This window comes from Rhizobium sp. BK418, from assembly GCF_004341105.1.
GTDB lineage: Bacteria > Pseudomonadota > Alphaproteobacteria > Rhizobiales > Rhizobiaceae > Rhizobium.
The window spans coordinates 873938-894666 of sequence record NZ_SLZK01000001.1; the positions used below are offsets into that span (position 1 = coordinate 873938).

Here is a 20729-nt window from a genome sequence, read left to right on the forward strand (position 1 = left end):
GGAAGGGCATGTCACCCTTTTCCGCCTCAACGTCGAAAGGCCAAAGCATGCGTCCTGTTTCTCTTCTATCCTCTCGCACACGTGGCATCGTTGCCCTGATAGCCGCCTGTCTGTCCTCCCTCATGTTCGGTCTCGAAATATCGAGCGTACCGGCGATCCTGCCGACACTGGAAAAGGTGCTGCATGCCGATTTCAGCAGCCTACAATGGATCATGAATGCCTACACAATCGCCGTCACCACGGTGCTGATGGCGGCGGGCACCATCGCCGATCGTTACGGCCGCAAGCGCGTCTTCCTGATCGGTATTGCCGCCTTCGGCCTCACCTCGCTCGTTGCCGGTCTCGCACAGAATGCCTCTCTGCTGATTGCCGCCCGCTTTCTGCAAGGCATGAGCGGTGGCGTGATGCTGATCTGCCAGGTAGCCGTCCTGTCCCATCAATTCCAGGAGGGCCGCGCTCGCAGCATAGCCTTCGGCTGGTGGGGCATCATCTTCGGCCTCGGCCTCGGCTTCGGTCCGATCATCGGTGTTGCCATTGTGGCGGCCGCTGGGTGGCAATGGGTGTTCCTCATCCATGCGGTGCTGGCTGCCGTAACCATAGCGCTCGCTCTGCCAGGCATTGAGGAATCGCGCGATCCCGGCGCAGGCCGGCTCGATATTGTCGGCATTGCCACCCTTTCGCTGTCTGTCTTCTGTCTTGCCTTCTTCATCACCCAAGGACCGGCTCTGGGCTTCGCCAGTCCCGCCGCACTCGGCATCATCGCCCTCTCCGCAGCAAGTCTCATTGCCTTCATCATTGCCGAGCGGCTGAACCCGCGGCCGATGTTCGATGCCTCGGTCTTCCGCATCCGCGCCTTCTCGGGCGCGATCATCGGGTCGGCTGCCATGAACATCAGCTTCTGGCCCTTCATGATCTACCTGCCGATCTGGTATGAAGCCGGCCTCGGTTACGGCAGTATGGCCGCCGGCATCGCATTGTTGGCCTATACGCTGCCGACGCTGGTCGTGCCGCCGCTGGCCGAACGGCTGATGCTGCGCTACCGACCTGGCATCATCATTCCTGGCGGCCTCTTTACTATCGGGCTCGGCTTCCTGCTGATGAAGTCAGGCAGTGCTGCCGCCGCGCCAAGCTGGCTGACGATGCTGCCCGGTGCTCTCTTTGCCGGCATCGGGCTTGGCTTCACCAACACTCCGGTCACCAACACGACGACCGGTGCGGTTTCCAGCGACCGCGCAGGCATGGCCTCCGGCATCGACATGAGCGCCCGGATGATCTCGCTCGCCATCAACATCGCCGTCATGGGCTTCATCCTCTACAGCGGCGTGCTCTCCAATCTGAAGAATGCCTTGCCAAACTCGATGGGTGCCGGCGAGCTGCGCCTGCTTGCCGAACGGATATCCGCCGGCAACATCGCCGCCCTGCCCGATATTCCGGCCGAGACGGTCCATGATGCGCTGGTCGCGGGCTTTGGCGGCGTCATGCTCTATGGAGCGATCGGCGTCTGGCTTCTCGCTGTTGTGAGTTTCCTTACTTTTGGCCATCGGAAGGCACCCGCCTGCGCCAGGGATTGCAGTACCCAGCCCGCCGAATGACACATACCCGCGCCGGCTCAAACCGGCGCGGCCTCGCTTTGCACCTGCCCCCAGCCGTCGTGATAAACCAGCTCTTCCAGCGCCACCCGCTGCCGCCAGCCTTTGACCGCCAGTTCCGGCTGGTCATAGAGCCGGTCGACGAAGCCGGCGCAGAGCCAAGCCACGACTTCGATATGATCGGGAATGCCGAGGATCGCCTTCAGATCGCCCTCCCTGAATATGCTGACCCAGCCGATGCCGACGCCTTCGGCACGGGCCGCAAGCCACAGGTTCTGGATAGCGCAGACGGTGGAATAGCTGTCCATCCGCGGATTATGCGTGCGCCCTAGCACCACGCTGCCGCCGCGCGTGGGATCGCAGGTGACGCAGATGCCGAGCGGTGCCTCGACGATGCCTTCGAGCTTCAACGAGCGATATGCCTGCTGTCGCTTGCCGGTAAACATCAAGGCCGCCTCCTCATTGGCCTTCGCGAAGGCATCGCGCACCCGCGCCCGGACCTCGGCGTTTTTCACCAGGATGAAATTCCACGGCTGCATGAAGCCGACCGAGGGCGCGTGGTGGGCTGCCGTCAGCAATCGCGTGACGAGATCATCCGGCAAGGGATCGGGCAGGAACTGGCTGCGCACATCGCGCCGCGTCATGATAGCGTGATAGACAGCCTCGCGTTCGGCCGCAGAAAAACTGGATGCCGGACAAACGGCATCATCAATGGGTCGCATCGTCAAATCCCCAACAACGCAACCGCCCGCCGTCCGCGCGGGTTGGGTCTATCTTGTCAGGCCGGTCTTCTGACTTGGCGTCATTCGCTTCGCCGCAGCCTTCCCGGCCTTGCGGCCAGTGGCGTCGTTGGGCGGCGGGCGTCGGCCTTACAGCGTTGGGCACGTTCCGGTCTCGCACCGGATTCCCGATTCTCCCGCTTGTGAAAGCGGGCACCTGACGGGCGATCTATGGCGCGGAAACGCCACGGCAGCAAGCGGCATGCGACATTCATTTCGTGGACAGGTTGAAAATGCTGGCCTAGAACGAAAATCAAATCCAATCGACGCCGCTGGCGCGCCGAATCCTGTCTCCTTGCATCCCGGTTGCCCTTTGTCCCGTCTAACGCCGATGATCCTTGCGGTCGCCCTGTTCATGGAACAGATGGATTCGACCGTGATTGCCACCAGCCTGCCGGCGATTGCTGCCGATATCGGCACCTCGCCGATCGCGCTGAAGCTTGCGGTAACGAGCTACCTCGTGGCGCTTGCCATCTTCATTCCGGTCAGCGGCTGGATGTCGGATCGCTTCGGCGCGCGCAACATCTTCCGCCTGGCCATCTTCGTTTTCATGGTCGGCTCCGTCGCCTGCGCCTTTTCCAATTCGATCGCCGCCTTCGTCGTTTCCCGCCTCATACAGGGTGCCGGTGGCTCGATGATGACGCCGGTCGGGCGCCTGCTGCTGGTGCGCGGCACGCCACGTCACCAGCTGGTGAATGCCATGGCATGGCTGACGATTCCGGCGCTGATCGGCCCGATCATGGGCCCGCCGATCGGCGGCTTCCTGACGACCTATTTGAGCTGGCACTGGATCTTCTGGATCAATGTGCCGATCGGCATTATCGGCATCATCCTTGTCACCCGCTTCCTCCCGGCGATCGAGCCGCGCAGCCCGAAGCCGATGGATTTTCGAGGTTTCTTCCTCTCAGGGATAGGTTTTGCCGGCTTCGTCTTTGGCGTCTCGGTCATCAGCCTGCCGGCCGTTCCCGTGGTCTACGGCTATATTACCGTCGCCGTCGGCATCGTCTCCGGTATCCTCTATTTCATCCATGCCAGGCGCACGCGGCATCCGCTGCTCGACCCCAAGATGTTCCGTTATCCGATGTTCAGGGCCTCGATCCTCGGTGCCTCGAATTTCCGCATGGGCCTCGGTGCGTTGCCCTTCCTCATGCCGTTGATGCTGCAGCTCGGCTTCGGCCTGACGCCGCTGCAATCGGGCTCGATCACCTTCATCAGCGCGCTCGGCTCGATGGGCTCGAAATTCGCAGCCATGCGCACCTACAACGCCTTTGGCTTCCGCAACGTCATCGCGCTAACGACCTTCCTGGCCGCAATCTTCCTTGGCGTGAACGGCTTTTTCACCGCCGAAACGCCGCTCCCCGTCATCATGGGCTGTCTCCTCGTCGGCGGTCTCTTGCGCTCCATGGCCTTCTCAGGCGTCAACGCCATGGCCTTCGGCGATGTGGATGATGCCGACAGCAGCCAGGCAACCGCCATCAATGCGGTAGCGCAGCGCATCTCCATGGCCATGGGCGTTGCAGTCGCCGGCACGATCCTGGAAATCTCCTCGAGCTTCCACGGCGGCAAGCTCTTGGTTTCAGATTTCCACACCGCCTTCTTCATCGTGGCGGCGATCTCCGCGCTTGCCTGCATCACCTTCCTGCGCCTGCCCGCCAATGCCGGCGAGGAGCTGACGACGCGGCGTCGCAAACATAGGCATGCGGAGCCGGAAGAGGTTCGGGAAGAGGCACAAGAAGAGGCATTGGCGGAAAGCCGCTGAAAACTTCACGGACCTGTCATTTTTCCTCACAGATTCCGCGTGACAATCTGCATCGGCATGGCTACATAGGCCGCATGTCGATTTCGTCCGTTTACGCATCGCGATTTTATTCGTACCGCTGCTCCCAGCGGATGCGGGTCTGTGCGTAACCGAAACTAACGCGACGACAACCCGAACAGCCGCTAGTCTACCTGGCGGCTTTTTTGTTCCGCACGGTATGACCAAACAGGAGAGCATACCGTGACTGATACTATTGATGATCTGCGCATCGTCGAGATCACCCCGCTGACCAAGCCTGCCGACATCATCTCGGAAATCCCGCGTGACGCCGCCGTCACCGAGACGGTGACCAGCACGCGCGATACGATCCACAATATCCTGACGGGCAAGGACGACCGCCAGCTCGTCATCATCGGCCCCTGCTCGATCCACGATCCGGCAGCCGCCCGCGAATACGCATCCCGCCTTATGGAGCAGCGACGACGCCTGTCAGGCGATCTCGAAATCGTCATGCGCGTCTATTTCGAGAAGCCCCGCACCACCGTCGGCTGGAAGGGTCTGGTGAACGACCCGCATCTCGACGGCAGCTACCGCATCGAGGAAGGTCTGCGTATCGCTCGCCGGCTGCTGCTCGACATCAACGCCATGGGCCTGCCGGCCGGCTGTGAATTCCTCGACACAATCACGCCTCAATACATCGCCGATCTCGTCAGCTACGGCGCCATCGGCGCACGCACGACCGAAAGCCAGATCCACCGCCAGCTCGCCTCGGGTCTCTCCTGCCCGATCGGCTTCAAGAACGGCACGGATGGTGGTGCGCGTGTCGCGCTCGACGCGATCATCGCCGCTTCCCAGCCGCACCATTTCCCGGCCGTCACCAAGGACGGACAGGCAGCGATTGCCTCCACCCGCGGCAACGAGGACTGCCACATCATCCTGCGCGGCGGCAAGCGCCCGAACTACGAGGCAGCCGACGTCCAGGCCGTCATCGCTGAGGCCATCAAGCTCGGTATCAACCCGCGCATGCTGATCGACGCCAGCCACGCCAATAGCGGCAAGGACCCGATGAACCAGCCGAAGGTCGTCCACGACGTCGCCGGCCAGATCGTCGCCGGCAACGACCATATCAAGGGCATGATGATCGAGAGCAACCTCGTCGCCGGCCGCCAGGATCTCGTTCCCGGCAAGCCGCTGGTCTACGGCCAGTCGATCACCGATGGCTGCATCGGTTGGGACATGTCTGTCGATGTGCTCGAGGATTTGGCAAAGGCCGTCCGCGACCGCCGCAAGGCTGCTGTTGCTGCCTGAGTCGCTGCATCAGTCGCGGCGGGCAAAGCCCGCCGCCTATTCACAAAATGGCTTGTGGAGCCGGCGGCATCGATGCAATCGTAACACCTTACGACTGAATATTTTAAGGACAAGAAACTTGATTGCCGCCCGTGCTCGTTTGCTTTTTGCCTGCTGTATAGCATCAGCTTTGGAATTCAATGCCGAGCTTGCCAACGCTGACACAGCTGATAGCCCAAGTGTTTTTAAACTCGGTAGCTCACTAGATGAGGCCCGTCGCATCTCAAGCGAGCGGGGTTGGAAGGTGAGAGTGCTTTCACCTGATCTTCCCGGTCAATGGTATGTTAATGGCGCGGAGGTCAGTCTTTTCGTTTGCGATAACAACAACAAGATCGCCAGCGTGGCGAAAACTCGAGATGGAGGCGTTGATGAGTTCGCCTCGACCGTCTTCTATTCATTCACATCAAGGTATGGTCGACCTGAGACGACCGTCGTGGCGTTTCCCCTCGGACAGACCACAGTGTCGAGTATCGATTCAAAATTCGCCCCTTCCCGAGGCGAGTCTGTATCCGTGCAGCTGCAAAGTGTCGGAGGGCACTCAAGAATTACTGTGAACCGCGCTTCTGAAACACCGTGCCCGGCGGAAAACGGATCCCACTAATCAGTGAGCTCACACCGCCCGCTCATCAAATTGCGGTGCGCCTTCTCAAGCTGTCACCGGGAAATACCGCACATAAGCGAATTCATCGCCTTCGGGCGACCAGTTCGGCACGTTGATCGTGCCCTGCCCGCCGAAGAGCTCGAACAATTCCGTCAGGTTGCCGCCATCCATATCCATCATCCTGAGACGCACATTGAGATCGCGAGGATGATCGAAAACGTCTGGGTCGTAGGAGAGGATCAGCACCTTGTCGTTGTTGGGCGACGGATGGGCGAACCAGTTGCCGTAATTGTCCGATGTCACCTGCTCAAGACCCGTGCCGTCGGGATGAATGCGCCAGATCTGCATCAGCCCGGTGCGGCTGGAGTTGAAATAGATCCACTGCCCGTCCGCCGACCAGTCCGGCCCGTCATTGCGGCCCTCGCCATGCGTCAGCCGCTTCTCCTCGCCGCCATCGACCGAGATCGTGTAGATATCGAAGACATCGTTGCGGATGCCGCAATAGGCAAGCTCGCGCCCGTCGGGCGACCAGCCGTGCCAATAGGATGGCAGGTTCTTCGTGATCAGCCGCGGCTTGCCGCCCTCGATCGGCAGGATGTAGATCGCCGACTTGCCGAACTCGGTCTTGTCGGAAATGACGATCTCCTCGCCATCGGGCGAAATGCCATGATCATTATTGCAGTTGACCGCGAAACCGGTATCGACCCGCTCCACCAAGTCGCTGCCGTCGAGACGCAGGCGATAGAGCAGCCCGTCGCCATTGATGAGCAGATAGGCGCCGTCGCGGGAAAAGTTCGGCGCCTCCACCAGCGCCTCCGTCTGCCAGACGACGCGGCTTTCGCCTCGCCTGACATTGTAGATTTCAACAGAGCTGCGCATCTCCTCCCCTCCCGGACTTTGAACCTGTCAGCGATCCCGGAACCGATTAGTGATGGGATAGCGCCGGTCGCGGCCGAAATTCTTCTTGGTGATCTTCACGCCCGGCGCCGACTGGCGGCGCTTGTATTCGGCGAGATAGAGCAGATGCTCGATGCGGTGCACCGTCTCGACATCATGGCCGCGCGCCACGATTTCTTCGACTGCCATTTCCCGCTCCACCAGGCATTCGAGAATGTCGTCCAGAATCGGATAGGGCGGCAGCGAATCCTGGTCTTTCTGGTCGGGGCGAAGCTCTGCCGACGGCGCCTTGTCGATGATGTTCTGAGGGATGACCACGCCGGAAGGACCGAGCGCATCCGGCGGCACATTCTCGTTGCGCCAGCGGGCGAGCGCATAGACCTGCATCTTGTAGAGGTCCTTGATCGGGTTGAAGCCGCCATTCATGTCGCCGTAAAGCGTGGCGTAACCGACCGACATTTCCGACTTGTTGCCTGTTGTCACCACCATCGAGCCGAACTTGTTGGAGATTGCCATCAGGATCGTGCCGCGCGCACGGCTCTGCAGGTTTTCTTCGGTAATGCCGCTGTTGGTACCCTCGAAGAGGTTCGACAATGCCGAGGAAAAGCCCGTCACCGGTCCTTCGATCGGCACGATATCGTAGCGGCAGCCGAGTGCCTTGGCACAATCGGCCGCATCTTTCAGCGAATCCTCTGATGTATAGTGGTACGGCAGCATGACCGTGCGCACCCGCTCTTCGCCGAGCGCGTCGACGGCAATCGCTGCACAGATTGCCGAATCGATACCGCCCGAAAGGCCGAGCACGACATTCTTGAAGCCGTTCTTGTTCACATAGTCGCGGAAGCCGAGCAGGCAGGCGCGGTAATCGGCCTCTTCGCTTTCCGGAATGCGTGCCATGGGCCCTTCCGAGCAATGCCAGCCATTGTCGGTGCGCTTCCAGGTGGTGACCGCAAGCGCCGTTTCGAACTGGCTGAGCTGGAAGGCGAGCGACTTGTCGGCGTTGAAGGCAAAGCTTGCGCCGTCGAAGACGAGTTCGTCCTGGCCTCCGAGCTGGGCGGCATAGATCATCGGAAGGCCGGTTTCGATCACCTGCTTCAGCACCACCTGATGGCGGATATCGACCTTACCGCGATAATAGGGCGAGCCATTCGGAACGAGCAGGATTTCCGCCCCGCTTTCGGCGAGCGTCTCGCAGACGCCGAGGTCGCCCCAGATATCTTCGCAGATCGGAATGCCGATGCGTACGCCGCGGAAATTGACAGGTCCCGGCATGGCGCCCTGGTCGAAGACGCGCTTCTCATCGAACTCACCGTAGTTCGGCAGGTCGATCTTGTCACGGACCGCGATCACCTTGCCGCCGTCGAGTACGGCGATGGAATTATAGCGGCCCGTCTCGTCCTGGCGCGGGAAGCCGATGACGATGCCCGGCCCGCCATCTGCAGTATCGGCAGCGAGGCTTTCTACCGCCTTCCAGCAGGCGCGGATGAAGGCCGGCTTTAGAACCAGATCTTCCGGTGGGTAACCGGAGATGAAAAGCTCGGTCATCATTAAAAGATGCGCGCCCTGCCGCGCGGCATCGGCACGCGCCTCGCGCACTTTAGCAAGATTTCCGGCGACATCGCCAACGGTCGGGTTCAGCTGGGCGATGGCGATGTTGAACGTATGGGAGAGAGCGTTTTCTTGTGTCATGTCATTCATTTAATCCGCCCCTTCGTGCACCGCAATAAGCCGCTTCAAAAGCCGTAGCCGGCAGCGACGAATTTTTGATGAACGGCACTGCTACCTCTGTGTTTACCTTGCGCGATGGCAATATGCATTGCAATTTGCCGCTGCGGCGAAATACTGCGCGCCACAGCGATCCATTTATGGGACAGTGCCATGTCTAATTTTCCGAATTTCGTTCATCTGCATTTCGGCAAGCCGGCAGACGAGCTGGGTGATATAGAAAAGCGAGTGCTCGCCAAGGCACATGAGCGCAAGATCATCTCCACCGACGTCAATGCCGCCTTTTCCGCCGAAGCCTCCTTCGGCGAGCGGCTGGCCGACAGCATCGCCCGCGTCGGCGGCTCCTGGTCCTTCATCATCGCATTTCTCGCCTTTCTGATCTTCTGGACGATCGTCAACACCGTGCTCCTGATGACCCGCGCCTTCGACCCCTATCCCTTCGTTTTCCTGAACCTCATCCTCTCCATGCTCGCCGCCATCCAGGCGCCGATCATCATGATGTCGCAGAACCGGCAGGCCGAGCGCGATCGTTTCGAGGCCGCCAAGGATTATGAGGTGAACCTGAAGGCCGAGCTGGAAGTGCTGTCTCTGCACCAGAAGATCGATATGCGAGTGCTGACGGAACTGACCGCTCTGCGCGAGGATGTTTCCCGGCTGAATGCCGTCCTTGCGGAGCGCGGGCAGGCCTGAGGCCGTTGAAACGGAAAGAATTAAACATCTAAAATTGCCGAGGAAATTCATGTTTTTATTTTTGCAAGAAAACTTTGCAAAGATTTGTTTGCGGTATTAGACTGCCGCCATGAAAACACCTGTTCCTCCACCTGCGTCACCGATATCCCGTAGCGTTAGCCAGGTTGCTCCTGATGTCACCGCCCTGAAGGCGCTCGCCCATCCCGTCCGCTTGCGAATGCTTGGCATGCTCCGCATCGATGGGCCGGCGACAGCGACGCAACTTGCAACACGCCTCGGCCTCAATAGCGGCGCGACCAGCTATCACCTGCGCCAGCTCGCCCAATACGGCTTCATCGAGGATGCGCCCGGACCATCGCGCCGCGACCGCCGGTGGAGGGCATGCCACGAGCTGACTTCGATTCGCCCCGCGGAAACCGAAGGCGAGGCTTTTGATATGGACGTTGCCTTTGCGCAGGCAATCCTCTCGCAGCAGGTTAGCCAGATGCAGAAGGCCGCGGAAGAATATGCCGAGCTGCCGCTCGAATGGCGCAAGGCGAGCACCGCAAGCGACATCATCATTCCATTGACCTCTGAAAAGGCAGAGGCCCTCACGAAGCGGTTGAACGATATCCTGCTCGAAGCAATGAGCGAGGCACCGCCACTGGGCGAGCCCCTGCCGCCCGCGACGGTGCCCTTCACGATCATGCTGCACGCCTTCCCCTATCCGGGCCGCCTGCCGCACGACGAGGACGAGAACGAGCCATGAGCCGCCGCCCCTTCGTCGCGCTCGCGATTGCGGAAACGCTGTCCATTTCGGGCACGCGGCTGTCGGGTATCGCGGTCCCCTGGCTCGTGCTGAGCACGACCGGCAGCCCGATGCTGACCGGCCTCGTCGCCATGATGGAAATGCTGCCCTATGTCGTCGCCAAGGCGCTCGGCGGCCCCTTGATCGATCGCCTCGGTCCGAAGCGCATCGCTCTCATCTGCGACAGTGTCTCGGTTATGACAGTCGGCCTTGTGCCTGTGCTCCATCTCATCGGCATGCTGACCATGCCGATCCTGCTGCCGATCGTCTTTGTCATGGGCCTGCTGCGCGGTCCGTCCGATGCCGCCAAACAATCCATGGTGCCTGATATCGCCAAGCTTGCCTCCGTGCCGCTGGAACGCGTGACCGGCGTCGTCGGCGCCATCGAGCGCCTGGCATCGACGGCGGGTGCGGCCGGCGCCGGTGCTTTGATCGCCCTGATCGGACCCAGCCAGGCACTTGCCGTCAACGCCCTCACCTTCGCCGCTGCCGCCGTGATGGTTGCAGCCGGCATTCCGAGGTTGCGGCACGCTCCAAAAGCTGAAGCTGCTGGTATTACCGCCTATGGACGGGAACTCGCGGAGGGCTGGCTTTTCCTGCGCCGGGATGCGGTCCTGGTTGCAATGACCCTGATGGTGGCGACAACCAATCTGTTCGATCAGGCGCTTGCCACCGTACTCCTGCCCGTCTGGATACAGGGCTCCGGCCATGGCCCCGTCCTGCTCGGAACACTCTTTGCGATCTTCTCCGGCGCCTCGATTGCCGGCGCGGTCATTGCTGCCATGATCGGCGAACGGCTGCCGCGCCTTGCCGTCTACACGGTGGCCTTCCTTTTGACCGGCTTCCCGCGCTTCCTCGTCTTTGCGCTCGATTCGCCGCTCGCCCTCATCTTTGTCACGCTCGCCATCGGCGGCTTTGCCTCGGGATTCCTCAATCCCATTCTCTCGGCCGTGCTCTTCGAGCGTACGCCAAAGCCGCTGATCGGCCGCGTTACGTCGCTGAATGCCGCATTCTGCTGGGCATTGCTGCCTGTTGGCGGGCTGGTCGGCGGTCTGCTGATCAACGCCTGGGGGCTTTCCGCGGCATTGCTCGTGACGGGCCTTGCCTATTTCGCAGCCACGCTCGCGCCGCTCGCACACGGCAGCTTCCGTGGCTTCGAAAAGAAAAAGTTTGCGGATAACATACTGTCTTTGTGAGCCTATTACGTCTAATGGCGCATTGCCGTCATTTTTGCTTTGCATCAATTTACGAGGGTTAATTCGTATCGCTGCGGAAGTGAGTGAGCTTGTTCTCGTCGAAGAGGCGCGGAGATGCCACACCGAGGTGACGATGCCACACTTATGAATGAACACAGCATTGCATTGACGACTACACGGCGGAACTTCCTTCCGCAGACGGGCCTGAGCCCATTGCAGCTCTCGCCCTGCCGAAAGCCACATTTGCCGCAACCAATCCAGTAACTTCAAAAAATCGGAGCCAGACCATGCCTTTCATCAAGACCACGGACGGAACTGAAATCTTCTACAAGGATTGGGGTCCGAAGGACGCCCAGCCGATCGTCTTCCATCACGGCTGGCCGCTCAGCGCCGACGATTGGGACAACCAGATGATGTTCTTCCTCGACAAGGGTTTCCGCGTCATCGCTCATGATCGCCGCGGTCACGGCCGCTCCACCCAGACCTTCGAAGGCAACGAGATGGACACCTATGCTGCGGACGTTGCCGCACTGACGGATGCGCTCGACCTCAAGAATGCTATCCATGTCGGCCATTCGACCGGCGGCGGCGAAGTCGTCCACTATGTTGCCCGCGCCAAGGAAGGCCGCGTCGCCAAGGCTGTGATCATCGGCGCCGTACCGCCCGTCATGGTCAAATCCGACAAGAATCCGGGCGGCCTGCCACTCGAAGTCTTCGACGGTTTCCGTGCAGCGCTCGTTGCCAACCGCGCCCAGTTCTTCCTGGATGTCCCGACCGGGCCCTTCTACGGCTTCAACCGTCCGGGCGCCAAGGTCAGCCAGGGTGTGATCGAAAACTGGTGGCGTCAGGGCATGATGGGCGGCGCCAAGGCCCATTACGATTGCATCAAGGCCTTCTCCGAAACCGACTTTACCGACGATCTGACCAAGATCACCGTGCCGGTTCTCGTCATGCATGGCGACGACGACCAGATCGTTCCGTATACCGACTCTGCGCCGCTTTCTGCCAAGCTGCTCAAGAACGGCACGCTGAAGACCTATGCCGGACTGCCGCACGGCATGTGCACCACGCATCCGGAAATCATAAATCCGGATCTGCTGGCCTTCATCCAGGGCTGAATTTTTCCTTGAAACGCAATGCGAGGCGCGCCACTTGGCGCGTCATCGTTTGTTATAAACGGCCGACGCTGACGCAACGTCATCCAGTCGTGTCGAGGAGCCGTCACGGATAGAGTTTAAGACTCCGAGTATGACGGAAAAAAAGGCCGGCCGTGAAGAGACAACGCAATTGCGGCAGACGTTTCTTACCGCGGTTCCACTCTCAACGACAGATATGAGTCGTCGAATTCGGCAATTTCCTGCAGCCGATTCCAATCAATGATTCTCAGTGTCCTGTTTTCCCAGGTGAAGACGTTTTCGCGTCGCAACGTCTGGAGCGTCTTGTTGACGTGGACAAGCGAAATTCCCATTACATCGGCGAGTTCCGCTTGGGTCAATGGCAGTCGAAAAGACCAGTCGTCAACCTGCTCCACCGTCCGCAGGCGGAGGTACAATTCGCAAATGAGGTGAGCGATGTGAGCCCGTTTTGATCGCCTCCCCATTGACGAGATCCACTCGCGATTGATGGCGGCATCGATGATCGTCGTCAGCCACAACAACCGCGCCAGATGTGTCATCGTCTCGGAAATATTCCTCAAGTCGGCGTGATCTGCGAATGCGACCCGGCAAGGCGACAAGGCGACGATGCCATGGTCGAGTTTTTTCAGTAGAAAGGCGTGCAGATCAACGAAGTCGCCTGGGACCTGCAGCGCCGTAATCTGCCTTGAGCCATCGCTCAAGCTCTTATACCGGGCGGACAGCCCTTCGATCATCAACGTACTGTAGCTTGGACGCGAACCCTCGACGACGATGTCTTCACCTGGCACGAAGGTGCGGCCATTGACGATCATCTCGCGCAAGCGGGTACATTCCGCCGCAGAGAGAACATCGCGGCTTCGAAGATTCAGCAAAAGTGCCTCAATCATGGGAGTCCGTTGGATCTGTTCGTGCTCCAATGAAAACTTGGTCGAAAGGAACATTTTTCAATGCGAGGCTTTAGCTCCAGCAGAAATGAGGAGCTTTCAATGAGCCGGTATTACTTTGACCTGCGCAATGGCGACGGACCTCTGCGAGACGAACATGGTATCGAAATCGGCACACGCAGCGATATTGTACATGAGGTCACCAAGATATTGGTGGGGCTCGCAAGCGACGAACTGCCGACAACGGATCGGGCGACAATTTCGGTCAAGGTGCGAGACGAGGACGGAAAGGTGCTCTCAGTATCGACCCTTTTCTTCCGTCATGAGTGGATCGACGTACGATAACAGACGCTAAGGGCGCGTTACGTATTGCGGTACGCCTGGGGGAATCTCGTAGAAATCTGCCTTGTCGGCACAGAAGATATGATAGCCGAACGTAAGTCCGCTCGGCTGATCAAAGGCGCCGGCCAGGATAGAAATTTTCGGCGCGCCGATCCGCTGCCAGAAGAGCGCCGAGCCGCATTGTAAGCAAAAACCGCGCCTTGCCGCATCGCTCGACTGAAACCAGCGCAGGTTTTCCTCGCCGGTGACGGAGACAGCCGAAGCCGGCAGGTCGGCCGAGGCATAATAAAGCCCGGTCTGCCGCCGGCACTGCGAGCAATGACAGCCAACCACGACATCGGGCTTTTCCCGCGCTTCGAACCGCACCGAACTGCACAGGCACCCACCCGTATAACGTTCACTCATTGCCATCTCCGAAACCATTCGGGAGAGTGGCGTCGGCGCAATCGTGGGTCAAATCCAAAACGCTGATCTAAGGTTTCAGGAAAACTGATCCAGTGGAAAAGCAGAGATCCGAACTGCAGGCTCGATCATAGAGGCTTATGACGACGCCCGGATGGTATCACTCATCAAATACAGCCATTACGTTTATTAGATAAATCAAAATTAACAAATTCTGATTTAAAGTCGCTGCAGCTGATCGGGAACAGGGCTCGGCAGCAAGCGAGGTGAAATATGAAGCTGTATCGCAATTTTCACGCTAATAATGCGGGCGCCGCCGCCATCGAGTTTGCGATCATCGCACCCGTCTTCATCCTGATCCTGCTGACGATGATCGCCTATGGTATCTATCTCAGCGCAGCCCATTCCGTTCAGCAGTTGACTGCGGATGCCGCGCGCACGGCTGTCGCGGGTCTTACCAGCCAGGAGCGCACGCAGCTCGTCAACGACTTCATTTCCCGATCGACGATCGACCACCCGCTGCTCGACCGCTCGAAGCTGCAGGTCAGCGTTACCACCGATCCGGCCAATGCCAACCAGTTCACTGTCTCCGCGACTTATGACGCCTCGAACCTTCCGATTTGGAATCTCTACACATTTCCCCTGCCCGACCACATGATCCGCCGTTTCGCGACGATCCGGATGGGAGGCATCTGACATGTCGACATTTCGTGCCTGGCCAGCCCGCTTCGCAGCCGATACGGGCGGCAACATCGCGATTATCTCGGCCCTTTGCGCGCCGCTCATACTCTATACGCTCGGCCTCGGCATCGACTACGGCATGATGACGCTGCAGCAGCGCCGCCTGCAGGAATTGAGCGATGTCGGCGCTATCGTCGCTGCCTCCGACATCAACCATGCGGCTAAGAACCTGGTGACCAATTTCAGCCAGAACGGCTTGAACGTCGCGGTCAAAACCGCAAGTGGCTATGAAACGAAACAGGGAGAAAGGCAGCTTTCGGAGGCCGATCTCGAAACGTTTGATGCGATCGCAAACCTGGTGCCCGGTACCTATGTTGCCGATACGTCCATGGCGCTCGGCAGCCGTTTCTCGCCCGGCGCACAACCTTACGATGCAGCGAGAGTGAACCTTAGCCAGAAGGCCGAGCTGACATTTGCCGCTGTATTTGCCCCTGCGCCGACCCTGAGCGCCACGGGCACGGCCTCCGCCGCGAAGCTCGCCGCCTTTTCCATCGGCTCGCGGCTTGCGAGCCTCAATGACGGTGTGCTGAATGCGTTGCTCGGAAGCCTGCTCGGAACCACACTTTCCCTCAAGGTCGCCGATTACACCGCACTGGCGGCTGCCAATGTCGAGTTGCTCTCCTTCCTCGATACTCTGGCGACCGATCTCAATCTCACCGCCGGCAGTTATGACGATGTACTGGCGACGGAGATCTCCTACCCTCGCCTGCTCACAACGCTGAAGAAGACCACCGGCCTGACATCTACGACAACGAAGGCGCTCGATGCGATCGAGAAGGCACTCGGCACCACGCAGGTCAAGCTGAAGCTCGAAGATCTTTTGAACCTCGGGTCCGCGGGCGAAAGGATGATCGGCAGCGGCTCGCATCTTTCCGTCGATGCCAGCGTGATGGATATACTCTCGGCCGCCGCTATCGCCGCCAACCAGAAGAAGCAGGTCGCCGTCAATCTGAATACCGCCGTCCCCGGTCTTGCCGCCGCGAAACTCACGCTAGCGATCGGCGAGCCTCCGAAGGAAATGGCCTCCAACAGGGTCGGGACGACGGGTGCCGTCGTCCGTACCGCCCAGGTGCGGCTTGCAATCGAGGTGAATGCTCTCGGCATCGGCTCTGTTGCAGGCATCAAGCTGCGCGTGCCGCTCTATGTCGAGGTCGCCTATGCGGAAGCCAAGCTCGCGAGCATTTCCTGCCTTGGAGCCACTGCCCAAAATGCCGATGTCGGCATCGATGTCGTTCCCGGTGTAGCCGAAGTCGATCTCGGCGATGTCGACACCAGCGCCTTTGCCAATTTCGGCAGCAAGCCGCGCGTCACTAGAGCCAAGATCATCGATGCCACCCTTCTCAGCGTCTCCGCGCTCGCTGAGGTCAATGTCACCAATCAGAGCAAAACCCGGTTGACCTTTCATCCGCAGGATATTGCCGCCAAGACCATCAAGAATGTCTCGACCAAGGACACGCTGACCTCGACCGTCGCCACCCTGCTCGGCAACACCGATGCCCAGGTCACCATCTTCGGCCTCGGCATCGGCCTGCCGAAATCGGTCATCCAGGGCGCTGTCGCCGATACGCTGACCGGCCTCACCCAGCCGCTCGACGAATTGCTCTACAACACGCTGACCCTGCTCGGCATCAAGATCGGCGAAGCCGATGTGCGGGTCACGGATGTGCGCTGCCAGCAATCGGTACTGGTGCAGTAGCAGGAGCAGCGTCGCACCATGCTCAAGGCCCTCGGCGCGGTGCTCGGGCAAAACGCGCCCGACCGCAACGAAGCCGCCGAACTCTTCGCATCACCATTGAGTGACATTCTGAATGATGAAGGTTTTATATCCGGCTCTGCCAGGACATGGAGCTTTCTCAAGGCCCAGACGTTCCTGCAGCAGCATTTTCGCAAGCGTCAGGCCGTATAAGGTCATGGCGCAGCGCGCTTGCGCAGCGACATCGGCGCCCGCTTCCGATGACATCACGGTTCCAGCCGCAACAGTACGTGTTTCTTCCTGCCGACCGACAGGCGGATAATGCGGTTCTCCATGTCCGCATGACCGATCCGCATCGCCTCATCCGAGACGGCGCGGCTATTGACCCGCACGCCGCCGCCCAGGATCAGCCGGCGTGCTTCGCTTCTCGACTTTGCAAGCCCTGCCATCACAAGGGCATCCGGCAGAAGTAGTCCGTCGCGCAGAGCGTTGCTGCCGACTGCGACGGTCGGCAGGCCCGCCGCTGTCTCGCCCTCCTCGAACATGCGCCGCGATGTTTCCGAGGCTTCCTCCGCCGCGTCCGCACCATGGCAGAGCCGCGTCACCTCATCGGCTAGCACTTTCTTCGCCACGTTGATCTCGGAGCCTTGCAGCGCCCCCAGCCGGGCAATCTCATCGAGCGGCAACTCAGTGAAGAGCCGTAGAAATCGGCCGACATCGGCATCCTCGGTATTGCGCCAGAACTGCCAGAACCCGTAGGGCGACAGGCGCTCGGCATTCAGCCAGACCGCACCCGACACGCTCTTGCCCATCTTTGCTCCCGAGGCCGTTGTCAGCAACGGCGCCGTCAGGCCGAACAGCGTGCGCCCGCCGGCGCGCCGGCCGAATTCCACGCCGCTGAGAATATTACCCCACTGATCGGAACCGCCGAGTTGCAGCAGGCAGCCGTGGTTTTCGGCCAGCACATGGAAGTCATATCCCTGCATGACCATGTAGTTGAATTCGAGCAGTGAGAGAGACTGCTCCCGCTCCAGCCGCTGACGCACGCTGTCGGACGTCAGCATGCGGTTGACCGAGAAATGAGGACCGACATCGCGCAGGAAATCCAGATATCTGAGGCTGCCCAGCCAATCGGCATTGTTGACCATGAGCGCGTCCATCGGCCCGTCGCCGAAAGTCAGAAACCGTTCGAAGATGCGCCGGATACCGGCTAGATTGCCGGCAATCTGCTCTTCGTTGAGCAACGGACGCGACGTATCGCGAAAACTCGGATCGCCGAGCCTCGTCGTCGCCCCGCCCATCAACGCAATCGGCCTGTTGCCGGTCTTCTGGAACCAGCGCAGCATCATGATGGGAATGAGATGCCCGACATGCAGGCTGTCCGCCGTCAGGTCGAAACCGTTATAGCCCGTACCAATCCCGGCGCTGAGCCAGTTATCGAGTGCTTCAAGGTCGGTGCATTGCTGGATAAAGCCGCGCTCCGAGAGAATGCGCAGGAAGTCCGATCGAAGCCGGGGGAATGATTGAAAATTGATGCTCATAAGGGTCTCCATAAGGGCCGAACAGGCCGGAGACCTTCTGCTGAAACACGACGCCGCCGACCGTGCGGCGTTTCGGGCTTCAAAGATGACCGTCGCCGCTCTATGGGAGCAGCGCGTAATACAGGCCGGAAAGGGTCGGTACACAGGTCATGCGTCATGCATACATGGCGTACAGCATGCCGACAAGGAGTTTTGTCTTTCTGTATCGCCGGGAACGTCTCCTTGTATCGTGGCCCAAGAAAATGGCAAGGTGAGAAATCGCAACTCCGGTTCGCAAAGTCACTCCGTGCTCCGCTTCATCTTCCACGTCGCCATTGTGCTCTTCCTGACGCTCCTCACCCAGATCGGCGGGATCGCCTATCTGATCGCGCTGGCGATATCGCGTCTTTGGGCAGTGCGGCGATTCTGGCTGAGAGCAGCACTTTTCCTGTTTGTTTATGTCGGCCTGACGTTCGCGACCGGCCTGATCGCGCCGATATTCGGTCGCGTTTCCCTGCCCTGCCTGGCAAGTGACGCAAACAAGCTCGTCGTGCGCTCACCGATCTACTGCGCCTTCAATCGCAACTATGTCACCCCGCAGGTAGGTGAACTGGCATATGCCCTTGCCGAAGAGATGGACAAGGAATTTCCCGGCACGACCACCGTCGCGCTCGATGCGAATTTTCCGTTCCTGAGTGGATTTCCATTATTGCCGCACCTGACGCATGCCGACGGCAGGAAGATCGATTTTGCTTATTATTACAAGGATGCCGACGGCAGCTTCCTTGACGGTGTCACCCGATCTCCGATCGGCTATTTCGCCTTCGAACAACCCGCCGCCAGTGACGAGCAGCGGTGCAAGGGGCGGAATGACTGGCTGACTGGACGCTGGGATCTGAAAGCGATCCAGCCGCTATTTCCAGACTATCGGCTCGAAGAGCAGCGGATGGTCGCGGCCATCCATTGGCTGACGACCGAGGGTGTGACCCGATTCGCAGTGGAGAAGATCTTCCTGGAGCCGCATCTGACGAACAAGCTCGGTATCACCGATGATCATGTGCGCTTCCAGGGATGCCGCGCCGCACGTCACGACGACCATCTTCATGTTCAAGTTCAGTGATATCTAAAGTCCGGAAGAAGTCAGGGCTCTTCGGCCTGGCGCGCGGGATAAACCCGAGCATGGCGAACGCTCAACAGGTCGCTCCACAAACGAAAAACCCGGCGCTGGAGCGCCGGGCTTTCAACCCTGTTTGCTAGTCACCGCGTCTTACGCGCTAGCAGCCATCCGCTTCTCGTCCCGGCCGCCCTTCATGCGCTCGGCGAGCAGGAATGCAAGCTCCAGCGCCTGGTCGGCGTTGAGGCGCGGATCGCAATGGGTGTGGTAGCGGTCCTGCAGGTCCTCGGCGGTGACGGCGCGGGCGCCGCCAGTGCATTCGGTCACGTCCTTGCCGGTCATTTCGATATGGATGCCGCCCGGATGCGTGCCTTCGGCGCGGTGGATCTGGAAGAAGCTTTCTACTTCCGAGAGAATCCGCTCGAAGGGACGGGTCTTGTAGCTGTTGAGCGTGATCGTGTTGCCGTGCATCGGGTCGCAGGACCAGACGACCTTCTTGCCTTCGCGCTCGACAGCGCGGATGAGCTTCGGCAGGTTGTCTGCCACCTTGTCATGGCCGAAACGGCAGATCAGCGTCAGGCGGCCGGCTTCGTTGGCCGGATTCAGCACGTCGATGAGCTCGATCAGATTGTCGGGCTGCAGCGACGGGCCGCATTTGAGGCCGATCGGATTCTTGATGCCGCGGAAGTATTCCACATGTGCATGGTCGAGCTGGCGCGTGCGGTCGCCGATCCAGATCATGTGGCCTGACGTCGCGTACCAATCGCCAGACGTGGAATCGACGCGGGTGAGCGCCTCTTCGTAGCCGAGCAGCAATGCTTCATGGCTGGTGAAGAAATCGGTCTCGCGCAGGCTCGGATTGTTTTCGGAGGTGATGCCGATCGCCTTCATGAAATCCATGGTTTCGCTGATGCGGTCGGCAAGCTTGCTGTAGCGCTCGCCTTGCGGGCTATCCTTGACGAAGCCGAGCATCCACTTGTGCACGTTGTCGAGATTGGCATAGCCGCCCATCGCGAAGGCGCGCAGCAGGTTCAGCGTCGCAGCCGACTGGCGGTAGGCGTCGAGCTGGCGCTCCGGGTTCGGGATGCGGGCTTCCGGTGTGAATTCGATACCGTTGACGATATCGCCGCGATAGCTCGGCAAGGAAACGCCATTCTGCGTTTCCATCGGCGCCGAACGCGGCTTGGCGAACTGGCCGGCGATCCGGCCAACCTTCACGACTGGCAGCTGGGCGCCAAAGGTCAGGACGACGGCCATCTGCAGGAAGGCGCGGAAGAAGTCTCTGATATTGTCGGCGCCATGTTCCAGGAAGCTCTCGGCGCAGTCGCCACCCTGCAGCAGGAAGGCGTTGCCTTCGGCGACATTGGCGAGTGCGCTCGTCAGACGCCGGGCTTCACCGGCAAAAACGAGCGGCGGATAGGTGGCAAGCATGGCTTCCGTCGCCGCCAGCGCGGCCGCGTCAGGATATTCCGGAACCTGCTGGATTGGCTTGTTCCGCCAGCTGCTCGGGGTCCAATTCTGTGCCAT

At 60.1% G+C, this 20729-nt stretch carries 20 protein-coding genes and 1 riboswitch; of the genes, 12 read left to right on the forward strand and 8 right to left on the reverse strand.

What is annotated here, in order from left to right; translation table 11 throughout:
* The first annotated feature begins 47 nt into the window (after positions 1-47).
* Positions 48-1592 carry an MFS transporter gene (locus tag EV281_RS04305; protein WP_132651674.1) on the forward strand — a complete coding sequence of 515 codons (1545 nt, stop codon included), beginning with the start codon at positions 48-50 and terminating at the stop codon, positions 1590-1592.
* A gap of 17 nt (positions 1593-1609) precedes the next feature.
* On the opposite strand, the gene bluB is transcribed toward EV281_RS04305, so the two are convergent.
* The gene (bluB, locus tag EV281_RS04310) at positions 1610-2311 is read right to left on the reverse strand and encodes a 5,6-dimethylbenzimidazole synthase (RefSeq protein WP_132651675.1); all 702 of its coding nucleotides are present in this window, start codon (positions 2309-2311) and stop codon (positions 1610-1612) included.
* Between the two features lie 41 nt (positions 2312-2352).
* Positions 2353-2544: riboswitch (cobalamin riboswitch) on the reverse strand.
* A 155-nt stretch (positions 2545-2699) separates the two neighbouring features.
* Between bluB and EV281_RS04315 the strand changes: the two genes are divergently transcribed.
* On the forward strand, positions 2700-4127 hold the full coding sequence (locus EV281_RS04315; RefSeq protein ID WP_132652003.1) for an MFS transporter: 1428 nt from the start codon (positions 2700-2702) through the stop codon (positions 4125-4127).
* 240 nt (positions 4128-4367) lie between these two features.
* Positions 4368-5435 carry a 3-deoxy-7-phosphoheptulonate synthase gene (locus tag EV281_RS04320; protein ID WP_132651676.1) on the forward strand — a complete coding sequence of 356 codons (1068 nt, stop codon included), beginning with the start codon at positions 4368-4370 and terminating at the stop codon, positions 5433-5435.
* A gap of 685 nt (positions 5436-6120) precedes the next feature.
* Here the strand turns inward: EV281_RS04320 and EV281_RS04325 are convergent.
* Genes EV281_RS04325 through EV281_RS31035 form a run of 3 tightly spaced genes read right to left on the reverse strand, consistent with a single transcriptional unit; the run spans position 6121 to position 8852 of the window.
* The gene (locus EV281_RS04325; RefSeq protein ID WP_132651677.1) at positions 6121-6954 is read right to left on the reverse strand and encodes a TolB family protein; all 834 of its coding nucleotides are present in this window, start codon (positions 6952-6954) and stop codon (positions 6121-6123) included.
* Positions 6955-6981: 27 nt separating this feature from the next.
* Positions 6982-8661, reverse strand: coding sequence for an NAD+ synthase (locus EV281_RS04330; protein ID WP_132651678.1), 1680 nt, complete (start codon positions 8659-8661; stop codon positions 6982-6984).
* A gap of 44 nt (positions 8662-8705) precedes the next feature.
* Positions 8706-8852 carry a hypothetical protein gene (locus EV281_RS31035; protein ID WP_165911832.1) on the reverse strand — a complete coding sequence of 49 codons (147 nt, stop codon included), beginning with the start codon at positions 8850-8852 and terminating at the stop codon, positions 8706-8708.
* Here EV281_RS31035 and EV281_RS04335 point away from each other — a divergent pair.
* The 4 genes from EV281_RS04335 to EV281_RS04350 all read left to right on the forward strand — a co-directional run bounded on the left by EV281_RS04335 (position 8851) and on the right by EV281_RS04350 (position 12488).
* Positions 8851-9387, forward strand: coding sequence for a DUF1003 domain-containing protein (locus EV281_RS04335; RefSeq protein ID WP_132651679.1), 537 nt, complete (start codon positions 8851-8853; stop codon positions 9385-9387). The two genes, EV281_RS31035 and EV281_RS04335, sit on opposite strands and share 2 nt — an antisense overlap.
* Before the next feature lie 109 nt (positions 9388-9496).
* Positions 9497-10135: a winged helix-turn-helix domain-containing protein gene (locus tag EV281_RS04340; RefSeq protein WP_132651680.1), complete on the forward strand. Its 639-nt coding sequence runs from the start codon at positions 9497-9499 to the stop codon at positions 10133-10135.
* The gene (locus tag EV281_RS04345) at positions 10132-11370 is read left to right on the forward strand and encodes an MFS transporter (protein WP_132651681.1); all 1239 of its coding nucleotides are present in this window, start codon (positions 10132-10134) and stop codon (positions 11368-11370) included. The genes EV281_RS04340 and EV281_RS04345 overlap by 4 nt, the downstream gene beginning before the upstream one ends.
* A 287-nt stretch (positions 11371-11657) precedes the next feature.
* Positions 11658-12488 carry an alpha/beta hydrolase gene (locus EV281_RS04350; RefSeq protein WP_132651682.1) on the forward strand — a complete coding sequence of 277 codons (831 nt, stop codon included), beginning with the start codon at positions 11658-11660 and terminating at the stop codon, positions 12486-12488.
* Between the two features lie 185 nt (positions 12489-12673).
* On the opposite strand, the gene EV281_RS04355 is transcribed toward EV281_RS04350, so the two are convergent.
* The gene (locus EV281_RS04355) at positions 12674-13393 is read right to left on the reverse strand and encodes a Crp/Fnr family transcriptional regulator (RefSeq protein WP_132651683.1); all 720 of its coding nucleotides are present in this window, start codon (positions 13391-13393) and stop codon (positions 12674-12676) included.
* A gap of 99 nt (positions 13394-13492) precedes the next feature.
* Between EV281_RS04355 and EV281_RS04360 the strand changes: the two genes are divergently transcribed.
* Complete coding sequence (locus tag EV281_RS04360) at positions 13493-13735, forward strand: hypothetical protein (protein WP_132651684.1); 243 nt, start codon at positions 13493-13495, stop codon at positions 13733-13735.
* Between the two features lie 6 nt (positions 13736-13741).
* On the opposite strand, the gene EV281_RS04365 is transcribed toward EV281_RS04360, so the two are convergent.
* Positions 13742-14137 (reverse strand): GFA family protein, encoded by a 396-nt coding sequence (locus tag EV281_RS04365; RefSeq protein WP_132651685.1) that lies wholly within the window; start codon positions 14135-14137, stop codon positions 13742-13744.
* A gap of 270 nt (positions 14138-14407) precedes the next feature.
* On the opposite strand from EV281_RS04365, the gene EV281_RS04370 reads away from it, so the two are divergent.
* From EV281_RS04370 to EV281_RS04380, 3 genes are read left to right on the forward strand one after another with little or no spacing between them, the layout of a single operon-like run.
* Complete coding sequence (locus EV281_RS04370) at positions 14408-14830, forward strand: TadE/TadG family type IV pilus assembly protein (protein WP_132651686.1); 423 nt, start codon at positions 14408-14410, stop codon at positions 14828-14830.
* Between the two features lies 1 nt (position 14831).
* Entirely contained in the window at positions 14832-16571 is a 1740-nt protein-coding gene (locus tag EV281_RS04375; RefSeq protein WP_132651687.1) for a pilus assembly protein TadG-related protein, read from the forward strand.
* Positions 16572-16589: 18 nt separating this feature from the next.
* Positions 16590-16781: a hypothetical protein gene (locus EV281_RS04380; RefSeq protein WP_207896867.1), complete on the forward strand. Its 192-nt coding sequence runs from the start codon at positions 16590-16592 to the stop codon at positions 16779-16781.
* A gap of 53 nt (positions 16782-16834) precedes the next feature.
* Here the strand turns inward: EV281_RS04380 and tyrS are convergent, their stop codons facing one another.
* Positions 16835-18121 (reverse strand): tyrosine--tRNA ligase, encoded by a 1287-nt coding sequence (tyrS, locus tag EV281_RS04385; RefSeq protein ID WP_132651688.1) that lies wholly within the window; start codon positions 18119-18121, stop codon positions 16835-16837.
* Between the two features lie 274 nt (positions 18122-18395).
* Here tyrS and EV281_RS04390 point away from each other — a divergent pair, with 274 nt between their 5' ends.
* The gene (locus tag EV281_RS04390) at positions 18396-19208 is read left to right on the forward strand and encodes a hypothetical protein (RefSeq protein WP_132652004.1); all 813 of its coding nucleotides are present in this window, start codon (positions 18396-18398) and stop codon (positions 19206-19208) included.
* Positions 19209-19355: 147 nt separating this feature from the next.
* Here the strand turns inward: EV281_RS04390 and EV281_RS04395 are convergent, their stop codons facing one another.
* Positions 19356-20729, reverse strand: coding sequence for a 3-deoxy-7-phosphoheptulonate synthase class II (locus EV281_RS04395; RefSeq protein ID WP_132652005.1), 1374 nt, complete (start codon positions 20727-20729; stop codon positions 19356-19358).